The sequence below is a fragment of the Ancylobacter koreensis genome (assembly GCF_023016525.1).
GTDB lineage: Bacteria > Pseudomonadota > Alphaproteobacteria > Rhizobiales > Xanthobacteraceae > Ancylobacter > Ancylobacter koreensis.
This window is the reverse complement of the sequence record NZ_JALKCG010000003.1, coordinates 47,124-67,472: the sequence shown is the minus strand read 5'-3', so window position 1 is coordinate 67,472 and position 20,349 is coordinate 47,124. Positions and strand designations below refer to the sequence as shown.

Below are 20,349 nucleotides of genomic sequence, written 5' to 3'. Positions count from 1 at the left end.
TCCTCCTATTCGTAGCGCAGCGCTTCCACCGGATCGAGGCGCGCGGCGCGCCAGGACGGGTAGAGCGGGGCCAGGAAGGACAGGACGAGCGCCATGACCACGACGGTGGCGGTCTCGCCGGCGTTCATCTCGGCCGGCAGGCGGCTGAGATAATAGAGCTCCGGCGAGAACAGCTCGGTCGATGTCAGCCACGAGATGAACTGGCGGATTTCCTCGACATTCAGGCACACGAGCAGCCCGAGCAGGAAGCCGGCGAGCGTGCCAACCACGCCGATGGCGGCGCCGGTGACGAGGAAGACGCGCATGATCGCCCCGCGCGTCGCGCCCATGGTGCGCAGGATGCCGATGTCGCGGCCCTTATCCTTCACCAGCATGTTGAGGCCGGAGACGATGTTGAACGCCGCCACCACGACGATGAGCGTCAGGATGAGGAACATCACGTTGCGCTCGACCTGCAGCGCATTGAAGAAGGTCGCGTTTCGCTGGCGCCAGTCGACGATGTAGATCGGCCGCCCGGCTGCCGCCTGCACCGCCGAGCGGTAGCCCTCGATGGCGTCGGGATTGTCGGTGTAGACCTCGATGGCGGTGACGTCGCCGTCCTTGTTGAAATAGGCCTGGCTCTCGGCGAGCGGCATGAAGACGAAGGCGCTGTCATATTCCGACATGCCGATCTCGAACACTGCGGCGATCTTGTAGACCTTGATGCGCGGCGTCGTGCCCATGGGCGTCACCGCGCCGCGCGGGGCGACGAGCGTGAGATTGTCGCCCGCCTGCAGCGAGAGCTGGTCGGCGAGGCGCTTGCCTATGGCGACGCCGGAGCCCTCGTCGAAGCCGTCCAGCGTGCCGGCCTTGATGTTGGCGCCGATGGCCGGCAGCGCGCGCAGGTTCTTCTCGGAGAGCCCGCGCACCAGCACGCCGCCGGCGTTGAAGGCCGAAGAGGCCAGCGCCTGCCCTTCCACCAACGGCACGGCGAGCTTGATGCCCGGCACGCCGGCGATGCGCTGGGCGACGGCCTCGTAATCGGTCAGCGGGCCGTCGATGGGCTGCACCAGCATGTGGCCGTTGAGGCCGAGAATCTTCGACAGCAGCTCGGTGCGGAAACCGTTCATCACCGCCATGACGATGATGAGCGTGGCGACGCCGAGCATGATGCCGAGGAAGGAGAAGCCGGCGATGACCGAGATGAAGCCTTCCTTGCGGCGCGCGCGGAGGTAACGCAGCGACAGCATCCACTCGAAGGCGCTGAAGGGCCGTGAGCCGGTCGGCTCGGCGGCGGCGTGCGCCTGCGCTGCCTTGCCCCGACGCGCCTCGCTCCGTCCCGCCATGCTTGCTCCGCCGCGCGTCCCGTCATGCCGGTCGTTCACCGGCCTGCACCTGTCGTCCTGCACTTGTAGTGCCGCCCGTGTCGAAAGTCGGGCGGCCGGTCAGCACTTGCGCAGATTCGCCCGGCCTTCTTCAACCCGTGATCCGCGCAATGGCCTCGGAGATCGGCAGAGTCTCGCGGAAACCGTCGGCGCGGCGCTTCAGCTCGACCGAGCCGGTGGCCAGTCCCTTGGGGCCGACGATGAGCTGCCAGGGCAGGCCGATGAGGTCGGCGGTGGCGAATTTCGAGCCGGGCCGCTCCTCGGTGTCGTCGTAGAGCACGTCGACATTGCGCGCGCCGAGCTCGGCATAGATCGCCTCGCAGGCGGCATCCGTCGCGGCGTCGCCGGGCTTGAGGTTGAGCAGGCCGACGCGGAACGGCGCGATGGCCTCCGGCCAGATGATGCCGTTCTCGTCGTGCGAAGCCTCGATGATGGCAGCGGCGAGGCGCGAGGGCCCGATGCCGTAGGAGCCCATGTGCACGGGCCGCTCGACGCCGTCCGGGCCGGCGACCTTGGCGCCCATCGGCTCGGAATATTTGGTTCCAAAATAGAAGATGTGGCCCACCTCGATGCCGCGCGCGGACAGGCGCTGTCCGTCGGGTATCGCGGCAAAGGCTGCCTCGTCGTGCTTCTCCTCGGTGGCGGCGTAGAGGCTCGTCCACCGGTCGACGATGGACTGGAGCTGCGCCGGGTCCCGGAAGTCGACGTCGGTGCCGGGGGTCGCCATGCCGAGATAGTCGGAATGGCAGAACACCTGGCTCTCGCCGGTGGAGGCGAGGATGATGAACTCGTGGCTGTGATTGCCGCCGATCGGGCCGGTGTCGGCCACCATCGGGATTGCCTTGAGGCCGAGCCGCTCGAAGGTGCGCAGATAGGCCACGAACATGCGGTTATAGGCGACGACGGCGCTCTCGAAGTCGAGATCGACCGAGTACGCGTCCTTCATGAGGAACTCGCGCGAGCGCATGACGCCGAAGCGCGGGCGCACTTCGTCACGGAACTTCCACTGGATGTGGTAGAGGTTCAACGGCAGGTCCTTGTAGGACTTCACATAGGCCCGCACGATCTCGGTGAGCATCTCCTCATTGGTCGGCCCGTAGAGCATGTCGCGCTCATGCCGGTCCTTGATGCGCAGCATCTCCTTGCCGTAGTCGTCGTAGCGTCCACTCTCGCGCCACAGATCAGCCGACTGGATGGTCGGCATCAGGATCTCGACGGCACCGGAGCGGTTCTGCTCCTCGCGCACCACGTTGCAGATCTTGTCCAGCACGCGCTTGCCGAGCGGCAGCCAGGCATAGATGCCGGCGCTCTCCTGCCGGATCATGCCGGCGCGCAGCATCAGCCGGTGCGAGACGATTTCCGCTTCCTTCGGGACTTCGCGGAGGATGGGAAGGAAGTAGCGGGACAGACGCATGGGCTGGAACTCACGATTCGGCCGGAACGGAGGCGCGGCGGTGCTGGCGGAGTGAAACCGGATCGGTCGGCAAAAGACAAGCCCTTGCGCGCCGCACGCACGCCCCGCTGCCTGAAACGCAGGCGGGGCACCGGATCGGAAGCCCAATTCTATTGCAATGCACCATCATTCTATTGCGACGCAAGGATGACAAGGCCGCATTTCTTGCTCTATGGTGCCGGCCTCTAGAAAGAGGTCCGCTGATCGCTCTCCAGGAGCGCGATAACGGTCCAGGTCTCGGGAGGAATGACGGCTAAGAAAGCCCCCCGACAGACGCCGAAACGGCGCGGAATCGGGTGTGGGCGGCCAAACAAAGCAGGCGGGACCGAGGTCCCGCCTCTTTTTTTGCCTGAATGCCTGCGGGCTATGCGCCCTGCCCGGCCGGCGCCGCGTGCCGGCGCCTATTTGTAGATCGTGAACGGCATCGGGAACATGTCGACGTGCAGCCGGCCGGTCTCGACCGCCCAGGCGAACACCAGCACGATGACGGCGGAAATCACCGTGGTGATGAGCGCCTTGCGCAGCAGCAGCGGGCGCTGGGGCGCGCCGGGCTCGGTGCCGTCCTCGACCGCGCCGTCCTCGTGCTGCGAGCGCACGCCGAAGGGCAGGACGGTGAAGATCACCACCCACCAGACGATGAAGTAGATCGCAATATAGGTCGTGACGCCCATGGCGGGATCTCAGGCCTGTTCCAGCTCGACGAGGGTGCCGAGGAAGTCCTTGGGGTGGAGGAAGAGCACCGGCTTGCCATGCGCGCCGAGGCGCGGCTCACCCGAGCCCAGCACCCGCGCACCGGCGGCCAGCAACCGGTCGCGCGCGGCGAGAATGTCGTCCACCTCGTAGCAGAGATGGTGGATGCCACCCTCGGGGTTGCGCTCCAAAAACTTGCCGATCGGCGAGTTCTCACCCAGCGCGCCGAGCAGCTCGACCTTGGTGTTGGGAAGGGCGACGAACACCGTGTTCACGCCGTGCTCGGGCTGGGGCACGACGCCCGACACCTGCCCGCCCAGCGTATCGCGATAGGTGGCGATAGCCGCGTCGAGATCCGGCACGGCAATCGCCACATGGTTCAGACGGCCGATCATTGCGCACTCCCTCGCCTCAGCGGCGCCCTTTGGAGCACGTCCGGCCGGCGAAAGGCATTCAACTTTCGCGCAGGCCGGAGCGCCCGTGCCGCGATGTCATACCGTGACCACCAGCACGTGGCACAGTGGCTTCTTGCCCCAGGCCGCGTTCACCGAGCCCCGCACCGCACGGGTGACGGATTCGGCGACCGCGTCCGGGTCGCGCCGGCGCGCCTTGGGCAGGCCGTCGAGGCAGTCGAGGACGGCATCCTCCACCACCTCGTCGAGCGGCTTGCCGCCGAGGCCGAGGCGCGGCAGGCCCGACAGGTCGATCATCGGATCGCCGACGACCTCGCCCTTGCCCGACATGGCGATGGCGACCGAGACGAGGCCCGCGAAGGACATGCGGCGGCGCTCGGCGACCGCCGGGTCGTCAGAGCCGATCAGCACGTTGCCGTCCTTGTAGAGCCGGCCCGACGGCAGTTCCTCGATCACCTCGGCCGAGGCGGAGGGATCGGCGCTGATGAGGCGCACCACGTCGCCGTCGACGATGCGGACGACCTCCCGCGCACCCATGCGGCGTGCGAGCTCGGCATGCTCAGCCAGATGCAGCGGCTCGCCATGCACCGGCACCGCGACCTGCGGGCGCAGCCACTGGTACATCTGCTCCAGCTCGCCCCGCCGCGGATGGCCGGAGACATGCACCAGCCCGTCGCGGTCGGTGATGATCTTCACGCCCTGCAGCACCAGCGCGTTGATGATGCGGTTCACCGCCCGCTCATTGCCGGGAATGGTGCGCGAGGAGAAGATCACCTGGTCGCCCGGCGAGAGAGCGATGTCGGGGTGGTCGTCGTCGGCGATGCGGGCCAGCGCGGCGCGCGGCTCGCCCTGGCTGCCGGTGAGGATCGCGACCACCTTGTCGCGCGGCAGGAAGCCATAGGCGTCCACCGGCCGGAAGGGTGGCAATCCGTCGAGCATGTGCTGCTCGCGCGCCACCGAGACCACGCGCTCCATGGCGCGGCCGACCAGCACCACTTCGCGCCCGTTCTTCATCGCCGCCTCGGCGATGGAGCGGACGCGCGCGACATTCGAGGCGAAGGTCGTCACCGCCACCCGGTTCGGCGCGGCGGCGATGAGTTCGCCCAGCACCTGCTGCACGTCGGTCTCGGAGGGCGAAATCCCATCTCGGAAGGCGTTGGTGGAATCGCAGACGATCGCGCGCACGCCCTCGTCGCCGAGTGCCGAGAAGCGCGCCGGATCCGTGATGTTGCCGACCACCGGGGTCGGGTCGATCTTCCAGTCGCCCGTGTGCACAACGAGGCCGAGCGGCGTGCGGATGGCGAGCGCGTGGCTGTCGGGAATCGAATGCGCGACGGGGAGGAACTCGACGTCGAACGGCCCGATCTGCGTGCGCCCGCCGGTCGGCACCACATGGAAGGGGATCTTCGGCGCGCCCGGCTCGCCGAGCCGGCGCACCTCGGCCAGCGCGTGGGTGAAGGGCGTCGTGTAGACCGTGCAGCCAAGGCGCGGCCACAGGTCGACCAGCGCGCCGATATGGTCCTCGTGCCCGTGAGTGATGACGAGGCCGACGAGGTTGCCCGCCTTCGCCTCATCCTCAAGGAACGACACGTCCGGCATGATGATATCGATGCCGGGAATCTCCGGCGGCGCGAAGGAAATGCCGAGGTCGATGGCCAGCCATTTGCGCCGGTTGCGCGGGCCCAGTCCGTACAGCCCGAGATTCATGCCGATCTCGCCGACCCCTCCGAGGGGGGCGAAGACCAGCTCGTCCGGCCACTTGCTCACATTACTGCCTTTCACACTGGCGCGGCGGACGAGGGAAACACGTCGCCGGCGCTGATCGTCTCGCGCGCGCCGTCCATCCGGCGCAGCACCATAGCACCCGACACGTCGAGCGCCTCGAAAACACCGTCCACCTGCCGCTCGCCGAGCCGCACCGTCACCGGCCGGCCGATGCCGGTCGCACGCCGCAGCCAGGCGTCGCGAACGCCGGCGAAGCCGCCCTCCCCGGCCCAGTCGGCCAGCCGCGCGCGCATCGCCGCGTCGAGCGCGGCAAGCAGCGCGTCGGGCTCGGTAGGATAGCCGGCGGCCGCCAGGTCCGTCGCGGGGTAAGGCGTGTCGGCGGGGTGATGCGCGCAATTGACGCCGAACCCGATCACCGTCGCGGCGGGACCGCCGGCGCGGGCGGCGCCCTCCAGCAGGATACCGGCGAGCTTGGCGCCGTCGATCATCACGTCATTGGGCCATTTCAGCCCGATGCGAAGCGGGTCGATGCCGGAGACGGCGCGCACGGCGTCGTAGAGCGCCAGCGCCGCGACGAAGCACAGCTCCGGCTGGCGGCTGGCTGGACCTGCCCCGACGAGCAGCAGCGAGGCGTAGAGATTGCCGGGCTCGGAGGTCCACGGCCGGCCGCGACGCCCGCGCCCGCCGCTCTGGCGCTGCGCGACGTACCAGCAGGGCGAGGGTCCGTCCAGGCGGGCCAGCGCCTCGGCATTGGTGGAGCCGACCGTCTCGAAACGGACGACCGGCGTCGCACCGGCGGTGGGCGCCATTCCTAGAAGAGCGCCCGCGCCGCCGCGCCCGCCGCCGACAGGATCGGGCCCGGATAGACGAAGAACAGCAGGGTGAAGAGGCCGGCGACCGCCAGCACGGCGCGCAGCTCGGACGGCATCGGCTCGAAGGCCGGGGCCGGCTCGTCGAAGTACATCACCTTGACGATGCGCAGATAGTAGAAGGCGCCGACCACGCTGGTGAGTACGCCGATGACGGCGAGCGTGTACATCCCCGCCTCGATGGCGGCGAGGAAGACGTAGTACTTGGCGAGGAAGCCGGCCAGCGGGGGAATGCCGGCGAGCGAGAACATCAGCGCGGCAAGGAAGAACGCCTTCACCGGGCTGGTGCGGGCGAGGCCGGCGAGTTCGTCATAATTCTCCACCATGCCGTCCTTGCGCCGCATCGACAGGATGCAGGCGAAGGTGCCGAGCGTCATCGCCATGTAGACGGTGAGGTAGATCAGCACGCCGCGCACGCCCTGCTCCGTGCCGGCGGCGAGGCCGACCAGCGCGAAGCCCATATGGCCGATGGAGGAATAGGCCATCAGGCGCTTGAGGTTGCGCTGGCCGATGGCGGCGAAGGAGCCGAGCGCCATCGAGGCGATGGAGACGAAGACCACGATCTGCTGCCACTGATGGGCGACGTGCGGCAGCGCCTCCAGCGCGAAGCGCACGAACACCGCCATGGCGGCGATCTTCGGCGCGGCGGCGAAGAAGGTGGTTACGGGGGTCGGCGCACCCTCATAGACGTCCGGCGTCCACATGTGAAACGGCACGGCTGAGACCTTGAAGCACAGGCCGGCGAAGGTGAACACGATGCCGAAGATCAGCCCGAGCGACGGCTCGCGCGCCACCTCGGCGATCTGCGCGAAGTTGATCGAGCCGGTGAAGCCATAGATCAGCGAGGCGCCGTACAGGAACATGCCCGAGGAGAGCGCGCCGAGCACGAAATACTTCAGGCCGGCCTCGGTCGAGCGCACCGAATCGCGGTTGTTGGCGGCGATGACGTAGAGCGCGAGGCTCATCAGTTCGAGGCCGATATAGAGCGCGATCAGGTCGCCGGCCGAGATCAGCATCATCATGCCGAGCGTCGAGAGCAGGACGAGGATCGCGTATTCGAAGCGGGCCTGCTTTTCGATCTTCAGCCAGTCCACCGACATGGCGAGCGCGCCGCCGGCGCCGATGAGCGCCAGCACCTTGAGGAAGCGCGAATAGGCGTCGACCTGAAAGGCGCCGTTGAACAGGCTGGCCTGCGCCGGCCCGAGGATGACCAGCACCAGTGCGGCGAACAGCGCGGCGAGGGCGAGGCCGTTCACCGTATCGGTCGACCGGGGCCCGACGAAGGCGCCGAACAGCAGCAGCAGGATGGCGGAGATGGCCAGCAGCAGTTCGGGCAGCGCGGGGCCGAGCGCGGCGAGGGTGAGGGTCATCGAAGAGGCTCCGCGAGGGTCATGTATCGGTTCAGTGCAGCATCAGGGCGGCGGCCTTCACGGCGCCGGCGGCGACGTCGGCGCGCGCGACGATGGTGCTCACCGCCACGTTGCAGGCATCGAGGATCGGCTGCGGCCAGACACCGAAGAGGATGGTGAAGAACAGCAGCGGGACGAGCGAAGCCATCTCGCGCGGCGTCACGTCCGTCAGCCCCTTGAGGCTGTCCTTCTCCAGCGCGCCGAACACCACCCGGCGGTACAGCCAGAGCGCATAGGCGGCCGAGAGGATGACGCCGGTGGTGGCGAACAGCGCCACCCAGGTGTTGCGTCCGAAGACGGCGAGCAGCGGCAGGAACTCGCCGATGAAGCCCGAGGTGCCCGGCAGGCCGACATTGGCCATGGTGAACACCATGAACACCGTCGCGTAGATCGGCATGCGGTTGACGATGCCGCCATAGGCCGCGATCTCGCGGGTGTGCATGCGGTCGTAGATCACGCCGACGCACAGGAACAGCGCGCCCGACACGAAGCCGTGGCTCACCATCTGGAACACGGCGCCCTGTATGCCTTCCTGCGTCAGCGTGAAGATGCCCATGGTCACGTAGCCCATATGGGCGACGGAGGAATAGGCGATCAGCTTCTTGATGTCCTCCTGCATCAGGGCGACCAGCGAGGTGTAGATGATCGCGATCACCGAGAGCGTGAACACCATCGGCGCGAAATAGGCCGAGGCGTCGGGGAACATGGGCAGGCTGAAGCGCAGGAAGCCGTAGCCGCCCATCTTCAGCAGGATGCCCGCGAGGATGACCGAGCCGGCAGTCGGCGCCTCGACATGCGCGTCGGGCAGCCAGGTGTGCACCGGCCACATCGGCATCTTCACCGCGAAGGAGGCGAAGAAGGCCAGCCAGAGCCAGGTCTGCATGCCCGCCGGGAAGTTGAACTTCAGCAGCGCCGCGATGTCGGTCGTGCCCGCCTGCCAGTACATCGCCATGATGGCGAGCATCATGAGCACCGAGCCGGCCAGCGTGTAGAGGAAGAACTTGAAGGTCGCGTAGATGCGCCGCTTGCCGCCCCAGATGCCGATGATGAGGAACATCGGGATCAGGCCGCCTTCGAAGAAGAAGTAGAACTGCAGCAGGTCCAGTGCCGAGAAGGTGCCGATCATCAGCGTCTCGAGCACGAGGAAGCAGATCATGTACTCCTTCACGCGGACATGGATCGATTCCCAGCTGGCGAGGATGCACATCGGCATCAGCAGCGTCGTGAGCAGCACGAAGGGCAGCGAGATGCCGTCGACGCCCATGCGGTAGGCGGCGAACTCGCCGAGCCACGGGCGGTGCTCGACGAACTGGAACTCCTGGCCCGACGGATCGAAGCCGACCAGCAGCAGCAGCGAGATGATGAAGGTGACGAGGGTTGCCCACAGCGCCACCCAGCGGGCGTTGCGCTGCGCCACCTCGTCGTCGCCGCGGATCATCAGGACGATGAGCAGCGCGCCGACGAGCGGCAGGAAAGTGACGACGGAGAGAATGGGCCAGTCGTACATCAGTGCGCGCCCCCGAACATGAACCAGGTGATGAGGGCCGCGACGCCCACCAGCATCACGAACGCGTAGTGGTAGAGATAGCCGGTCTGGAGACGCACCACGCGGTCGGTGACGTCGAGCACGCGGGCGGAGACGCCGTCCGGGCCGAAGCCGTTGATGACGCGGCCGTCACCCTCCTTCCAGAGGAAGTTGCCGAGCCACATGGTCGGGCGCACGAACAGGAAGTTGTAGATCTCGTCGAAGTACCACTTGTTGAGCAGGAAGCGGTACAGCACGTCGTTCTGCTTCGCGAGCGCCTTCGGCACCGCCGTATTGGCGATGTACATCCAGTAGGCGACGAGGAAGCCGCCCGCCATCATCACCGTCGGCGCCCACTTGGCCCAGCCGGGGATGTGGTGGATCTCCTCGAGGATCTTGTTCTCCGGCCCCATGAAGATGGCCTCGCGGAAGAAGTGATCCACATCGTGCCCGACGAAATAGGGGTAGAGGATCATGCCGGCGAACAGCGCGCCGAGCGACAGCAGCCCGAGCGGGATGAGCATGGTCAGCGGCGATTCATGCGCGTGATCGTAGGTGTGGTGATCCGCGCGCGTCTTGCCGTGGAACGTCATGAACATCTGACGCCAGGTGTAGAAGGCCGTCAGCGCCGCCGCCGCCACCGTCAGCACCCAGGCATAGGTGGCGAAGGGGCTGTGGCTGACGAAGGCGGTCTCGATGATCGCGTCCTTCGAGAAATAGCCGGCGGTGAAGGGGAAGCCGGTCAGCGCCAGGCCGCCGATCATCATGGTGGCGTAGGTGAACGGGATCTTCCGCCACAGGCCGCCCATGTGCCGCATGTCCTGCTCATGGTGCATCGCGTGGATGACCGAGCCGGCCGCGAGGAACAGCAGCGCCTTGAAGAAGCCGTGCGTGAGCAGGTGGAACACGCCGACCGAATAGGCGCCGGCGCCGAGCGCGACGAACATGTAGCCGAGCTGCGAGCAGGTCGAGTAAGCGATGACGCGCTTGATGTCGTTCTGCACGCAGCCGATCGTCGCCGCGAAGAAGGCGGTCGAGGCGCCGACGAACAGCACCACGTTGAGAGCGGTCTGCGACAGCTCGAACAACGGCGACAGGCGCGCCACCATGAAGACGCCGGCGGTCACCATGGTCGCCGCGTGGATGAGCGCGGAGACCGGCGTCGGGCCTTCCATGGCGTCCGGCAGCCAGGTGTGCAGGCCGAGCTGCGCCGACTTGCCCATGGCGCCGATGAACAGCAGCAGGCAGATCACCGTCGGCGCGTGCCACTCATGGCCGAGGAACAGAATGTTCTTGTCGAGCAGCGAAGGCGCCGCCGCGAAGACCTGCTCGAAGGCGACCGAACCGGTCATCAGGTAGACGGCGAAAATGCCGAGCGCGAAGCCGAAATCGCCGACGCGGTTGACGATGAAGGCCTTCATCGCCGCCGCGCAGGCCGACGGCTTGTCGTACCAGAAGCCGATCAGCAAGTAGGAGGCCAGGCCCACGCCCTCCCAGCCGAAGAAGAGCTGGACGAGGTTGTCGCTCGTCACCAGCGTCAGCATGGCGAAGGTGAACAGCGAGAGATAGGCGAAGAAGCGCGGCCGGCTCGGGTCCTCGTGCATGTACCCCATGGAGTAGAGGTGCACGAGCGAGGACACGCTGGTCACGAGGATCAGCATGACGGCGGTGAGCGTGTCGACCCGGATCGCCCAGGCGACGTTGACGCCGCCTGTCGAGAACCAGGTGAACAGCTCGATCACCACGTCCTGGCCGCCGAAGGCGGTCTTGAAGAACACGATCCAGGAGAAGAAGGCCGAGACGAAGAGCAGCCCGGTGGTGATCAGCTCCGAGGCGCGCGCGCCGATCAGCCGGCCGAACAGGCCGGCGATCAGGAAGCCGATCAGGGGGAGGAAGACGATCGCCTGATACATGACTGCCCGCTCAGCCCTTCATGGTGTTGATGTCCTCGACGGCGATCGACCCGCGATTGCGGAAGAACACCACGAGGATGGCAAGGCCGATGGCGGCCTCGGCGGCGGCGACCGTCAGCACGAACAGGGCAAAGACCTGCCCGACGATATTGCCGAGGAAGACCGAGAAGGCGACGAGGTTGATGTTCACCGCCAGCAGGATGAGCTCCACCGACATCAGGATGACGATGACGTTCTTCCGGTTGAGGAAGATGCCCAGCGTGCCCAGCGTGAACAGGATGGCCGCGACGGTCAGATAGTGCGGAAGGCCGATCGCCATCTCAGAGCCCCTTTCCGGAGGGCACCTTGACGACGTCGATCGCCATCGCCTTGGTGCGCGCGTTCTGGACCGGGATGCTCTGGCGCTTGACGTTCTCCTTGTGGCGGAGCGTCAGCACGATGGCGCCGATCATGGCGACCAGCAGCACGAGGCCAGCCGCCTGGAAGAAGTAGACATAGTCCGTGTAGAGCACGCGGCCGATCTGCACCGCGTTGGAGACGCCCGGCGCCGGTGCGACGACCGCGCCGGTCACGCCCTGGCCAAAGCTCCAGGAGCCCACCACCAGCACCAGCTCGGCGAGGAAGATGAAGCCAACCAGCCCGCCGACCGGCAGGTACTGCAGGAAGCCCTGGCGCAGCTCGACGAAATCGACGTCGAGCATCATCACCACGAACAGGAAGAGCACCGCCACCGCGCCGACATAGACGACGACCAGCAGCATCGCGAGGTACTCGGCGCCGATCAGGATGAACAGGCCAGAGGCGTTCACGAAGGTCAGGATCAGGAACAGGACCGAGTGCACCGGATTGCGCGACGCGATGACCATGAAGGCCGAGGCGACCGCGACACCCGCGAACAGATAGAAGAACAGCGCAGCGAGGCTCATGCCCGGCACTCCCAGATCGTCCCCTGCCGCGCCTTCCCGGCGGGCGCGGCGCGAAGAGCCGTTGCGGCTCGCATCGTTACGGTCGTCACGTCCCCAGTCCCCCGCGCGCTCAACGGTACGGCGCGTCCAGCGCGATGTTGCGCGCAATCTCGCGCTCCCAGCGGTCGCCATTCGCGAGCAGCTTGGCCTTGTCGTAGTAGAGTTCCTCGCGCGTCTCGGTGGCGAACTCGAAGTTCGGCCCCTCGACGATGGCATCGACCGGGCAGGCTTCCTGGCAGAAGCCGCAATAGATGCACTTCACCATGTCGATGTCGTAACGCGTGGTGCGGCGCGTGCCGTCGTTGCGGCGCGGGCCGGCCTCGATGGTGATGGCCTGCGCCGGGCAGATCGCCTCGCACAGCTTGCAGGCGATGCAGCGCTCTTCCCCGTTGGGGTAGCGGCGCAACGCATGCTCGCCACGGAAGCGCGGGCTGACCGGTCCCTTCTCGAAGGGGTAGTTCAGCGTCGCCTTGGGCTTGAAGAAATAGCGCATGGCCAGGAAGAACGCCGAGACGAACTCGGTGAGCAGCAGCTGGCGTGCGGCCAGGTCCAACCTCATGTCGCGCTCCTCATTCGGCCATGCCGACCGCGAGGCCAAAGCCCAGCAGCGGCATCGAGACGGCGAAGACGCGGATGACCGTCTTCCACCAGGAAATCACGCCCTCCAGCTGATCGGCATTCAGCTTGCGGGCTTCACGGGAACCGCGGATCGACGTTTCGACGACGCGCGGCAGGATGAACCATTCCAGCGCCCCGAACAGGGCTCCGGCGAGCGCCCCGGTCCAACCGACGGCGGAGGCTTCCATCAGGGCGTTCAGCGTGCCCTCGTCCATCTCAGCCCCCCGACGCGGCGAGGCCGCTGAAGTGCAGCACGCTCGCCACGATCACCACCATCGCCAGCGAGATCGGCAGGAACACCTTCCAGCCCAGACGCATGAGCTGGTCGTAGCGGTAGCGCGGAACCATCGCCTTCACCATGGCGAACATGAAGAAGACGAACAGCACCTTGAGCAGGAACCACACGATGCCCGGCACCCAGGTGAAGGGCGCCACCGGCACCGGCGGCAGCCAGCCGCCGAGGAACAGGATCGTGGTCAGCGCGCACATGGTCATGATGGCCACGTACTCGCCGAGCATGAACATCATGTACGGGGTGGAGCCGTACTCCACCATGAAGCCGGCCACCAGCTCGGATTCCGCTTCGCCCAGATCGAAGGGCGGGCGGTTCGTCTCGGCCAGCGCCGAGATGAAGAAGATCACGAACATCGGGAACAGCGGCAGCCAGTACCAGCCCAGCAGGCCCCACTGGGAGTTCTGCGCCTCGACGATGGCCGAGAGGTTCAGCGAGCCGGCGCAGAGCAGCACGGTGACGATGACGAAGCCGATGGAGACCTCGTAGGACACCATCTGCGCCGCCGCGCGCAGCGCCGACAGGAAGGGGTATTTCGAGTTCGAGGCCCAGCCGCCCATGATCACGCCGTACACGCCGAGCGACGAGATGGCGAAGATGTAGAGCACGCCGACATTGATGTCGGCGACCACCCAGCCGGCGTCCAGCGGCACCACCGCCCAGGCGGCGAGCGCCAGCAGGCAGGTGACGAAGGGCGCCAGCAGGAACACGCCCTTGTTCGAGCCGTCGGGGATGACCGGCTCCTTGAGGACGAACTTGATCAGGTCCGCGAAGGACTGGAACAGGCCGAACGGCCCGACCACGTTCGGCCCTCGGCGAAGCTGCACCGCCGCCCAGATCTTGCGGTCGGCCAGCAGCACGTAAGCGACGACGATCAGCAGGCCGACCAGCAGCGCGAGGCTCTGGGCGACGATGATGACGACCTGGATGAGAGTGTCGAGCCAGCTAGTTTCGGTCATGCTCCCCCTCCCCTCACTCGGCCGCCGCCGCAAGGCGGCTGTGCGCGAGCGCGGAGCATTCGGCCATCACGGCGGACGCGCGTGCGATCGGGTTGGTCAGATAGAAGTCGGTCACGGCAGACACGAACGGGCCGCTCGCCGGTGTGCCGGCGGTGCCCGCCAGCGCGATCACCGCGGCCGGGTCGGCCGGCTCCACATGGTCGATCCGCGCGAGATGCGGATAGGCCTTGTAGAGCGCGGCGCGCAGCTCGCCGAGGGTGTCGAAGGGCAGCTTGTGGCCGATCACGTCGGACAGCGCGCGCAGCACCGCCCAGTCCTCGCGGGCCTCGCCCGGCGGGAAGGCGGCGCGGTTGGCGAGCTGGGCCCGGCCTTCCGTGTTCACATAGGTGCCGGACTTCTCGGTATAGGCCGCGCCCGGCAGGATGACGTCGGCGCGATGGGCGCCGCGGTCGCCATGGGTGCCGAGATAGACGACGAAGGCGCCCGGCGCGATGTCGATCTCGTCCGCGCCGAGCGAGAACAGCACGTCGACGCCGCCCGGATTGGTCATCGCCACCGCGTCGAGCCCGCCCTCGCCCGGCACCGCGCCGATGTCGAGCGCGCCCACGCGCGAGGCCGCGGTGTGCAGCACGCTGAAGCCGTTCCAGCCGTCCTTGACCGCACCGACCGCCACCGCGAGCCGCGCCGCCAGCGCCAGCACCGCCGCGCCGTCCGGGCGTGCGAGAGCGCCCTGGCCGACCAGGATCATCGGGCGCTGCGCGCCCTTCAGCGTCTCGGCGAAGGTGCCGCTGCCGACGAGGTCGAGCAGCGTGTCGGTGCCGGCGCCGAGATAGTCATAGGGGTAGGTCAGGTCGACATGCGGCCCGATCAGGCCGATGGGGAAATTGCCCTGCAGCCAGCGCTTGCGGATGCGGGCATTTAGCACGCTCGCCTCAAGGCGCGGGTTGGCGCCGACGATCAGCAGCGCGTCGGCCTGCTCGATGCCGGCGATGGAGGCGTTGAACAGGTAGGAGGCGCGGCCGAGCGCGGGATCGAGCTTCGCCCCGTCCTGGCGCGCGTCGATATTGGCCGAGCCGAGCGAGGCCAGCAGCGACTTCAACGCGAAGCTCTCCTCGACCGAGGCAAGGTCGCCGATCAGGCCGCCGATGCGGTTGCCCGGCACGCCCTTCACCTTCGCGGCGATGGCGGCGAAGGCCTCCGGCCAGCTCGCGGCCTTCAGCTTGCCGCCGACGCGCACATAGGGGCGGTCGAGGCGCTGGGTCTTCAGGCCGTCCCAGATGTAGCGGGTCTTGTCGGAGATCCACTCCTCGTTCACGTCCTCATTGAGACGCGGAAGGACGCGCATGACCTCGCGGCCGCGCGTGTCGATGCGGATGTTGGAGCCGACCGCGTCCATCACGTCGACGGACTCGGTCTTCACCAGCTCCCACGGGCGGGCGTGATAGGCATAGGGGCGCTGGGTGAGCGCGCCGACCGGGCAGAGGTCGGCGACATTGCCCTGCAGCTCGGAGGAGAGCGCCGCTTCCAGATAGGTGGTGATCTCCATGTCCTCGCCGCGCCCGATGGCGCCGAGCTCGGCGACGCCCGCCACCTCGGTGGTGAAGCGCACGCAGCGGGTGCACTGGATGCACCGCGTCATGGAGGTCTTGATCAGCGGGCCGATATACTTGTCCTCGACCGCGCGCTTGTTCTCGGCGTAGCGGGAGGTGTCCACGCCATAGGCCATGGCCTGGTCCTGCAGGTCGCACTCGCCGCCCTGGTCGCAGATCGGGCAGTCCAGCGGGTGGTTGATGAGCAGGAACTCCATCACCCCCTCGCGCGCCTTCTTCACCATGGGCGACTTGGTGAGGATGACGGGCGGCTCACCATTCGGGCCGGGGCGCAGGTCGCGCACGTTCTGGGCGCAGCTCGCCGTCGGCTTGGGCGGGCCGCCCTTCACCTCGACGAGACACATGCGGCAATTGCCGGCGATCGACAGGCGCTCGTGGAAGCAGAAGCGCGGAATCTCCGCGCCGGCCGCCTCGCAGGCCTGGAGGAGCGTGTATTCCGGCGGAACATCCAGCTCGACGTCGTCAACGATGATCTTGGCCATGATGCTCTCTCACTCCGCCGCGACCGGCACCGGATCGGAATGCGGATTCGCCGCGTACTGGTCGATCCGCTTCTCGATCTCGGGACGGAAATGCCGGATCAGGCCCTGCACCGGCCAGGCCGCCGCGTCGCCGAGCGCGCAGATGGTGTGGCCCTCGACCTGCGTCGTGACCTGCAGCAGCAGGTCGATCTCGCGCTTCTGGGCGCGGCCCTCGACCATGCGGTCGAGCACGCGCCACATCCAGCCCGTGCCCTCGCGGCAGGGCGTGCACTGGCCGCAGCTCTCGTGCCGGAAGAAGTAGGAGATGCGGGCGATGGCCTTCACCACGTCGGTGGACTTGTCCATCACCAGCACGCCGGCGGTGCCGAAGCTGGACTTCACGGCACGGCAGCCGTCGAAGTCCATGATCAGGTCGTCGCACTGGTCCGCCGGGATGATCGGGCAGGAGGCGCCGCCGGGGATGATCGCCAGCAGATTGTCCCAGCCGCCGCGGATGCCGCCGCCATGCTTCTCGATCAGCTCCTTGAACGGGATGCCCATCGCCTCCTCGACGACGCAGGGCGTGTTCACATGGCCGGAGATGCCATAGAGCTTGGTGCCGACATTGTTCGGCCGGCCGATGGAGGAGAACCACGCCGCGCCGCGCCGCAGGATGGTCGGCGCCACGGCGATGGATTCGACGTTGTTGACCGTCGTCGGGCAGCCATACAGGCCCACATTGGCCGGGAACGGCGGCTTGAGGCGCGGCTGGCCCTTCTTGCCTTCGAGGCTTTCGAGCAGCGCGGTCTCCTCGCCGCAGATATAGGCGCCGGCGCCGTGGTGGACGAAGACGTCGAAGTCCCAGCCATGCACGTTGTTCTTGCCGATCAGCCGGGCCTCATAGGCCTGGTCGACCGCCGCCTGGAGGTTCTCGCGCTCGCGGATGAACTCGCCGCGCACATAGATGTAGGCGGCGTGGGCGCCCATGGCGAAGCCGGCGATCAGGCAACCCTCGACCAGATGGTGCGGGTCGTGGCGCAGGATCTCGCGGTCCTTGCAGGTGCCGGGCTCGGATTCGTCGGCGTTGACGACGAGGTAATGCGGGCGCCCGTCATTGTTCTTGGGCATGAACGACCACTTGAGGCCGGTCGGGAAGCCGGCGCCGCCGCGCCCGCGCAGGCCCGAGGCCTTCATATGCTCAATAATCCAGTCGCGGCCGGCGTCGAGAATGGTCTTGGTGCCATCCCACGAGCCGCGCTTGAGCGCGCCCTGCAGCCCCCAGTCGTGGTGGCCGTAGATGTTGGTGAAGATGCGATCCTTGTCGGCAAGCATGGTTCGCTCCTCAATCCGCCTTCCCGCCCGGAGGCGGAGCGACGGGCTTCTTCGGCTTCTCGCTGTCGGCATTGCCGGCCGCCTCGACCGCCTTGGCCGGCGGCGGCGCGGCGGGGGCCGGGTCGCTCTTGGGCGGAGCGGGAGGCGCGGCGGCAGCGGCGGCCGGCGGCGGCGCGGACGGGGCCGCATCGCCATTGGCACGGGCGGCGATCGCCTCGCGGGCCAGCGCCAGACCGGCGCCCTGCCCGACCATCGAGCCGTCGAACAGTTCGGGCGAGGTCAGCACGCGCAGGCCCGTCACCGGTGCGGAGGTGACGCGGCCGTTCTGCGGACCGGGAGCGGGATGCTCGCCGCGCTCGAAGGCGTCGAGGATCTTCTCCAGATCCTCCGGCGTCAGGTCCTCGTAGACGTCCTTCCACACTTGCACCATCGGCGCGTTCACGCAGGTGCCGGCGCATTCCACCTCTTCCCACGACAGCGCGCCGTTCTCGGAGACGTGGAACGGCTCTTCATGGATGCGCCGCTGGCAGACCTTGATGAGGTCTCCCGCGCCCCGCAGCATGCAGGGCGTGGTGCCGCAGACCTGGATATGCGCCTTGGCGCCCACCGGGTTGAGCTGGAACTGGGTGTAGAAGGTGGCGACCTCGTAGACGCGGATCGGCGCCATGCCGAGCATGTCGCCGACATAGCGCATCGCCGGCTCGGAAACCCAGCCGCCCGCCTGCTCCTGCGCACGCATGAGAAGCGGAATCACCGCGCTGGCCTGACGGCCGGCCGGATATTTCGCGATGGTCTTCTCGGCCCAGTCGAGATTCTCAGCCGTGAAAGCAAAGCTCTCGGGCTGAACCTCCTTTGGCGCAAGCCTACGGACAGACATGCCGTACCCTTCCGATCGAACCGCTCGTCCGCGCGGGACTCAGCGGTCCACTTCTCCGAACACGATGTCCAGCGACCCGAGGATCGCCGAGACGTCCGCGAGCATGTAGCCGCGGCAGAGGAAATCCATCGCCTGAAGATGCGCGAAACCGGGCGCGCGGATCTTGCAGCGATAGGGTTTGTTGGTGCCGTCGGCGACGAGATAGACGCCGAACTCGCCCTTGGGCGCCTCGACCGCGGCGTAGACCTCGCCGGCGGGGACGTGGAAGCCCTCGGTGTAGAGCTTGAAGTGATGGATGAGCGATTCCATCGAGCGCTTCATCTCGCCGCGCTTGGGCGGGACGATCTTGTTGTCGACCGCCGAGACCGGGCCGGTCTCCTTGAGCAGGCGCTCGCAGCACTGCTGCATGATGTACGCCGACTGCCGCATCTCTTCCATGCGGATGCAGTAGCGGTCGTAATTGTCGCAGTTCTTGCCGATCGGGATCGAGAAATCGAGCTCGTCATAGCACTCGTAGGGCTGCGAGCGGCGCAGGTCCCACTTGGCGCCCGAGCCGCGCACCATCACGCCCGAGAAGCCCCACGCCCACGCGTCCTCCAGCGAGACGATGCCGATATCGACATTGCGCTGCTTGAAGATGCGGTTGTCGGTGAGCAGACCTTCGAGGTCGTCCATGAAGGCCGGGAATGTGTGCGTCCAGGCGAGGATGTCCTCGACGAGCGCGCGCGGCAGGTCCTGATGGACGCCGCCGGGGCGGAAATAGGCGGCGTGCATGCGCGAGCCGGAGGCGCGCTCATAGAACACCATGAGCTTCTCGCGCTCCTCGAAGCCCCACAGCGGCGGGGTGAGCGCGCCGACGTCGAGCGCCTGCGTCGTCACGTTGAGCATGTGGGAGAGGATGCGGCCGATCTCGGAATACAGCACGCGGATGAGCTGGCCGCGCCTGGGCACCTCGATGTCCAGCAGGCGCTCGATGCCGAGGCAGAAGGCGTGCTCCTGGTTCATCGGCGCGACATAGTCGAGCCGGTCGAAATAGGGCACGGCCTGCAGATAGGTCTTGGCCTCGATCAGCTTCTCCGTGCCGCGATGCAGCAGGCCGATATGCGGGTCGACGCGCTCGACGATCTCGCCGTCGAGTTCGAGGATGAGGCGCAGCACGCCGTGCGCGGCAGGATGCTGCGGGCCGAAGTTGATCTGGAAGTTGCGGACGGCGGGATCGATCTTGCCGGGTGCGTTCATCGCTCGTCCCTCAGCCCGCCTTCGGGCCGGTTGCCTTCTCGTCGCCCGGGAGCACGTATTCCGGCCCCTCCCACGGCGACAGGAAGTCGAAGTTGCGGAACTCCTGGGCGAGCTTCACCGGCTCGTAGACCACGCGCTTGCGCTCGTCGTCGTAGCGCACCTCGACGAAGCCGGTGGTCGGGAAGTCCTTGCGCAAGGGATAGCCGTCGAAACCGTAGTCGGTGAGGATGCGGCGCAGCTCGGGATGGCCCGAGAACAGGATGCCGTACATGTCGAACGCCTCGCGCTCGAACCAGAAGGCACCCGGAAACACCGGCGTGGCAGAGGCGACCGGCGTCGTCTCGTCGGTGGCCACCTTGATGCGCACGCGGGCGTTCAGGGTGGGCGACATCAGGTGGTAGACCACGTCGAAGCGCTTCTCGCGCTTGGGGTAGTCCACGCCGCACACGTCGATGAAGCTGACGAAGCGGCTGGACGGGTCGTCGCGCAGGAAGGTGAGCACACGGATCACCTGCGCCGCGTCGGCGACCAGCGTCAGCTCGCCATGCGCGACGACGACCTCCCCGATCGCGTCGGGAAGGGCTTCCTGCACATGCGCGCCCAGCTCTTTCAGCGTCTCGTCCATATCGCCTCGA

Annotated in this window: 19 protein-coding genes; all 19 read right to left on the bottom strand. The window is 67.3% G+C overall.

What is annotated here, in order from left to right:
- Positions 1-5: 5 nt before the first annotated feature.
- On the bottom strand, positions 6-1,229 hold the full coding sequence (locus MWN33_RS10295; protein WP_247200754.1) for a lipoprotein-releasing ABC transporter permease subunit: 1,224 nt from the start codon (positions 1,227-1,229) through the stop codon (positions 6-8).
- 226 nt (positions 1,230-1,455) lie between these two features.
- Positions 1,456-2,778, bottom strand: coding sequence for a proline--tRNA ligase (gene proS / locus MWN33_RS10290; protein WP_247200413.1), 1,323 nt, complete (start codon positions 2,776-2,778; stop codon positions 1,456-1,458).
- 440 nt (positions 2,779-3,218) lie between these two features.
- Positions 3,219-3,488 (bottom strand): DUF1467 family protein, encoded by a 270-nt coding sequence (locus tag MWN33_RS10285; RefSeq protein ID WP_247200412.1) that lies wholly within the window; start codon positions 3,486-3,488, stop codon positions 3,219-3,221.
- A 9-nt stretch (positions 3,489-3,497) separates the two neighbouring features.
- A complete protein-coding gene (gene mce, locus MWN33_RS10280; protein WP_247200411.1) occupies positions 3,498-3,902 on the bottom strand; it encodes a methylmalonyl-CoA epimerase in 405 nt (134 codons plus the stop codon).
- Positions 3,903-3,998: 96 nt separating this feature from the next.
- Complete coding sequence (locus MWN33_RS10275) at positions 3,999-5,627, bottom strand: ribonuclease J (protein ID WP_281493736.1); 1,629 nt, start codon at positions 5,625-5,627, stop codon at positions 3,999-4,001.
- Positions 5,628-5,698: 71 nt separating this feature from the next.
- The gene (locus MWN33_RS10270; protein ID WP_247200409.1) at positions 5,699-6,454 is read right to left on the bottom strand and encodes a biotin--[acetyl-CoA-carboxylase] ligase; all 756 of its coding nucleotides are present in this window, start codon (positions 6,452-6,454) and stop codon (positions 5,699-5,701) included.
- Positions 6,455-6,456: 2 nt separating this feature from the next.
- Positions 6,457-7,884: an NADH-quinone oxidoreductase subunit NuoN gene (gene nuoN / locus MWN33_RS10265; RefSeq protein WP_247200408.1), complete on the bottom strand. Its 1,428-nt coding sequence runs from the start codon at positions 7,882-7,884 to the stop codon at positions 6,457-6,459.
- A gap of 31 nt (positions 7,885-7,915) precedes the next feature.
- Positions 7,916-9,430, bottom strand: coding sequence for an NADH-quinone oxidoreductase subunit M (locus MWN33_RS10260; protein WP_247200407.1), 1,515 nt, complete (start codon positions 9,428-9,430; stop codon positions 7,916-7,918).
- Positions 9,430-11,361 (bottom strand): NADH-quinone oxidoreductase subunit L, encoded by a 1,932-nt coding sequence (gene nuoL / locus MWN33_RS10255; RefSeq protein ID WP_247200406.1) that lies wholly within the window; start codon positions 11,359-11,361, stop codon positions 9,430-9,432. Before nuoL ends, MWN33_RS10260 begins: the two co-directional genes overlap by 1 nt.
- Before the next feature lie 10 nt (positions 11,362-11,371).
- Positions 11,372-11,680: an NADH-quinone oxidoreductase subunit NuoK gene (gene nuoK, locus MWN33_RS10250; RefSeq protein WP_247200405.1), complete on the bottom strand. Its 309-nt coding sequence runs from the start codon at positions 11,678-11,680 to the stop codon at positions 11,372-11,374.
- A 1-nt stretch (position 11,681) separates the two neighbouring features.
- Positions 11,682-12,287: an NADH-quinone oxidoreductase subunit J gene (locus MWN33_RS10245; RefSeq protein WP_247200404.1), complete on the bottom strand. Its 606-nt coding sequence runs from the start codon at positions 12,285-12,287 to the stop codon at positions 11,682-11,684.
- Between the two features lie 109 nt (positions 12,288-12,396).
- Positions 12,397-12,885: an NADH-quinone oxidoreductase subunit NuoI gene (gene nuoI, locus MWN33_RS10240; protein ID WP_152302253.1), complete on the bottom strand. Its 489-nt coding sequence runs from the start codon at positions 12,883-12,885 to the stop codon at positions 12,397-12,399.
- Between the two features lie 10 nt (positions 12,886-12,895).
- The gene (locus MWN33_RS10235) at positions 12,896-13,159 is read right to left on the bottom strand and encodes a hypothetical protein (protein WP_247200403.1); all 264 of its coding nucleotides are present in this window, start codon (positions 13,157-13,159) and stop codon (positions 12,896-12,898) included.
- 1 nt (position 13,160) lies between these two features.
- Complete coding sequence (gene nuoH, locus MWN33_RS10230; RefSeq protein ID WP_247200402.1) at positions 13,161-14,195, bottom strand: NADH-quinone oxidoreductase subunit NuoH; 1,035 nt, start codon at positions 14,193-14,195, stop codon at positions 13,161-13,163.
- Positions 14,196-14,208: 13 nt separating this feature from the next.
- A complete protein-coding gene (nuoG, locus tag MWN33_RS10225) occupies positions 14,209-16,287 on the bottom strand; it encodes an NADH-quinone oxidoreductase subunit NuoG (RefSeq protein WP_247200401.1) in 2,079 nt (692 codons plus the stop codon).
- A gap of 9 nt (positions 16,288-16,296) precedes the next feature.
- Positions 16,297-17,598 (bottom strand): NADH-quinone oxidoreductase subunit NuoF, encoded by a 1,302-nt coding sequence (gene nuoF / locus MWN33_RS10220; RefSeq protein WP_247200400.1) that lies wholly within the window; start codon positions 17,596-17,598, stop codon positions 16,297-16,299.
- 10 nt (positions 17,599-17,608) lie between these two features.
- Positions 17,609-18,475: an NADH-quinone oxidoreductase subunit NuoE gene (nuoE, locus tag MWN33_RS10215; RefSeq protein ID WP_247200399.1), complete on the bottom strand. Its 867-nt coding sequence runs from the start codon at positions 18,473-18,475 to the stop codon at positions 17,609-17,611.
- A gap of 39 nt (positions 18,476-18,514) precedes the next feature.
- Positions 18,515-19,714, bottom strand: coding sequence for an NADH-quinone oxidoreductase subunit D (locus MWN33_RS10210; protein WP_247200398.1), 1,200 nt, complete (start codon positions 19,712-19,714; stop codon positions 18,515-18,517).
- 10 nt (positions 19,715-19,724) lie between these two features.
- On the bottom strand, positions 19,725-20,339 hold the full coding sequence (locus MWN33_RS10205) for an NADH-quinone oxidoreductase subunit C (protein WP_247200397.1): 615 nt from the start codon (positions 20,337-20,339) through the stop codon (positions 19,725-19,727).
- Positions 20,340-20,349 lie beyond the last annotated feature (10 nt).

Coding starts and splice junctions, on each gene's coding strand:
- MWN33_RS10295 (WP_247200754.1), bottom strand. CDS start 1,229: ATGCTGTCGCTGCGTTACCTCCGCGCGCGCCGCAAGGAAGGCTTCATC.
- proS (WP_247200413.1), bottom strand. CDS start 2,778: ATGCGTCTGTCCCGCTACTTCCTTCCCATCCTCCGCGAAGTCCCGAAG.
- MWN33_RS10285 (WP_247200412.1), bottom strand. CDS start 3,488: ATGGGCGTCACGACCTATATTGCGATCTACTTCATCGTCTGGTGGGTG.
- mce (WP_247200411.1), bottom strand. CDS start 3,902: ATGATCGGCCGTCTGAACCATGTGGCGATTGCCGTGCCGGATCTCGAC.
- MWN33_RS10275 (WP_281493736.1), bottom strand. CDS start 5,627: ATGAATCTCGGGCTGTACGGACTGGGCCCGCGCAACCGGCGCAAATGG.
- MWN33_RS10270 (WP_247200409.1), bottom strand. CDS start 6,454: ATGGCGCCCACCGCCGGTGCGACGCCGGTCGTCCGTTTCGAGACGGTC.
- nuoN (WP_247200408.1), bottom strand. CDS start 7,884: ATGACCCTCACCCTCGCCGCGCTCGGCCCCGCGCTGCCCGAACTGCTG.
- MWN33_RS10260 (WP_247200407.1), bottom strand. CDS start 9,430: ATGTACGACTGGCCCATTCTCTCCGTCGTCACTTTCCTGCCGCTCGTC.
- nuoL (WP_247200406.1), bottom strand. CDS start 11,361: ATGTATCAGGCGATCGTCTTCCTCCCCCTGATCGGCTTCCTGATCGCC.
- nuoK (WP_247200405.1), bottom strand. CDS start 11,680: ATGGCGATCGGCCTTCCGCACTATCTGACCGTCGCGGCCATCCTGTTC.
- MWN33_RS10245 (WP_247200404.1), bottom strand. CDS start 12,287: ATGAGCCTCGCTGCGCTGTTCTTCTATCTGTTCGCGGGTGTCGCGGTC.
- nuoI (WP_152302253.1), bottom strand. CDS start 12,885: ATGAGGTTGGACCTGGCCGCACGCCAGCTGCTGCTCACCGAGTTCGTC.
- MWN33_RS10235 (WP_247200403.1), bottom strand. CDS start 13,159: ATGGACGAGGGCACGCTGAACGCCCTGATGGAAGCCTCCGCCGTCGGT.
- nuoH (WP_247200402.1), bottom strand. CDS start 14,195: ATGACCGAAACTAGCTGGCTCGACACTCTCATCCAGGTCGTCATCATC.
- nuoG (WP_247200401.1), bottom strand. CDS start 16,287: ATGGCCAAGATCATCGTTGACGACGTCGAGCTGGATGTTCCGCCGGAA.
- nuoF (WP_247200400.1), bottom strand. CDS start 17,598: ATGCTTGCCGACAAGGATCGCATCTTCACCAACATCTACGGCCACCAC.
- nuoE (WP_247200399.1), bottom strand. CDS start 18,475: ATGTCTGTCCGTAGGCTTGCGCCAAAGGAGGTTCAGCCCGAGAGCTTT.
- MWN33_RS10210 (WP_247200398.1), bottom strand. CDS start 19,714: ATGAACGCACCCGGCAAGATCGATCCCGCCGTCCGCAACTTCCAGATC.
- MWN33_RS10205 (WP_247200397.1), bottom strand. CDS start 20,339: ATGGACGAGACGCTGAAAGAGCTGGGCGCGCATGTGCAGGAAGCCCTT.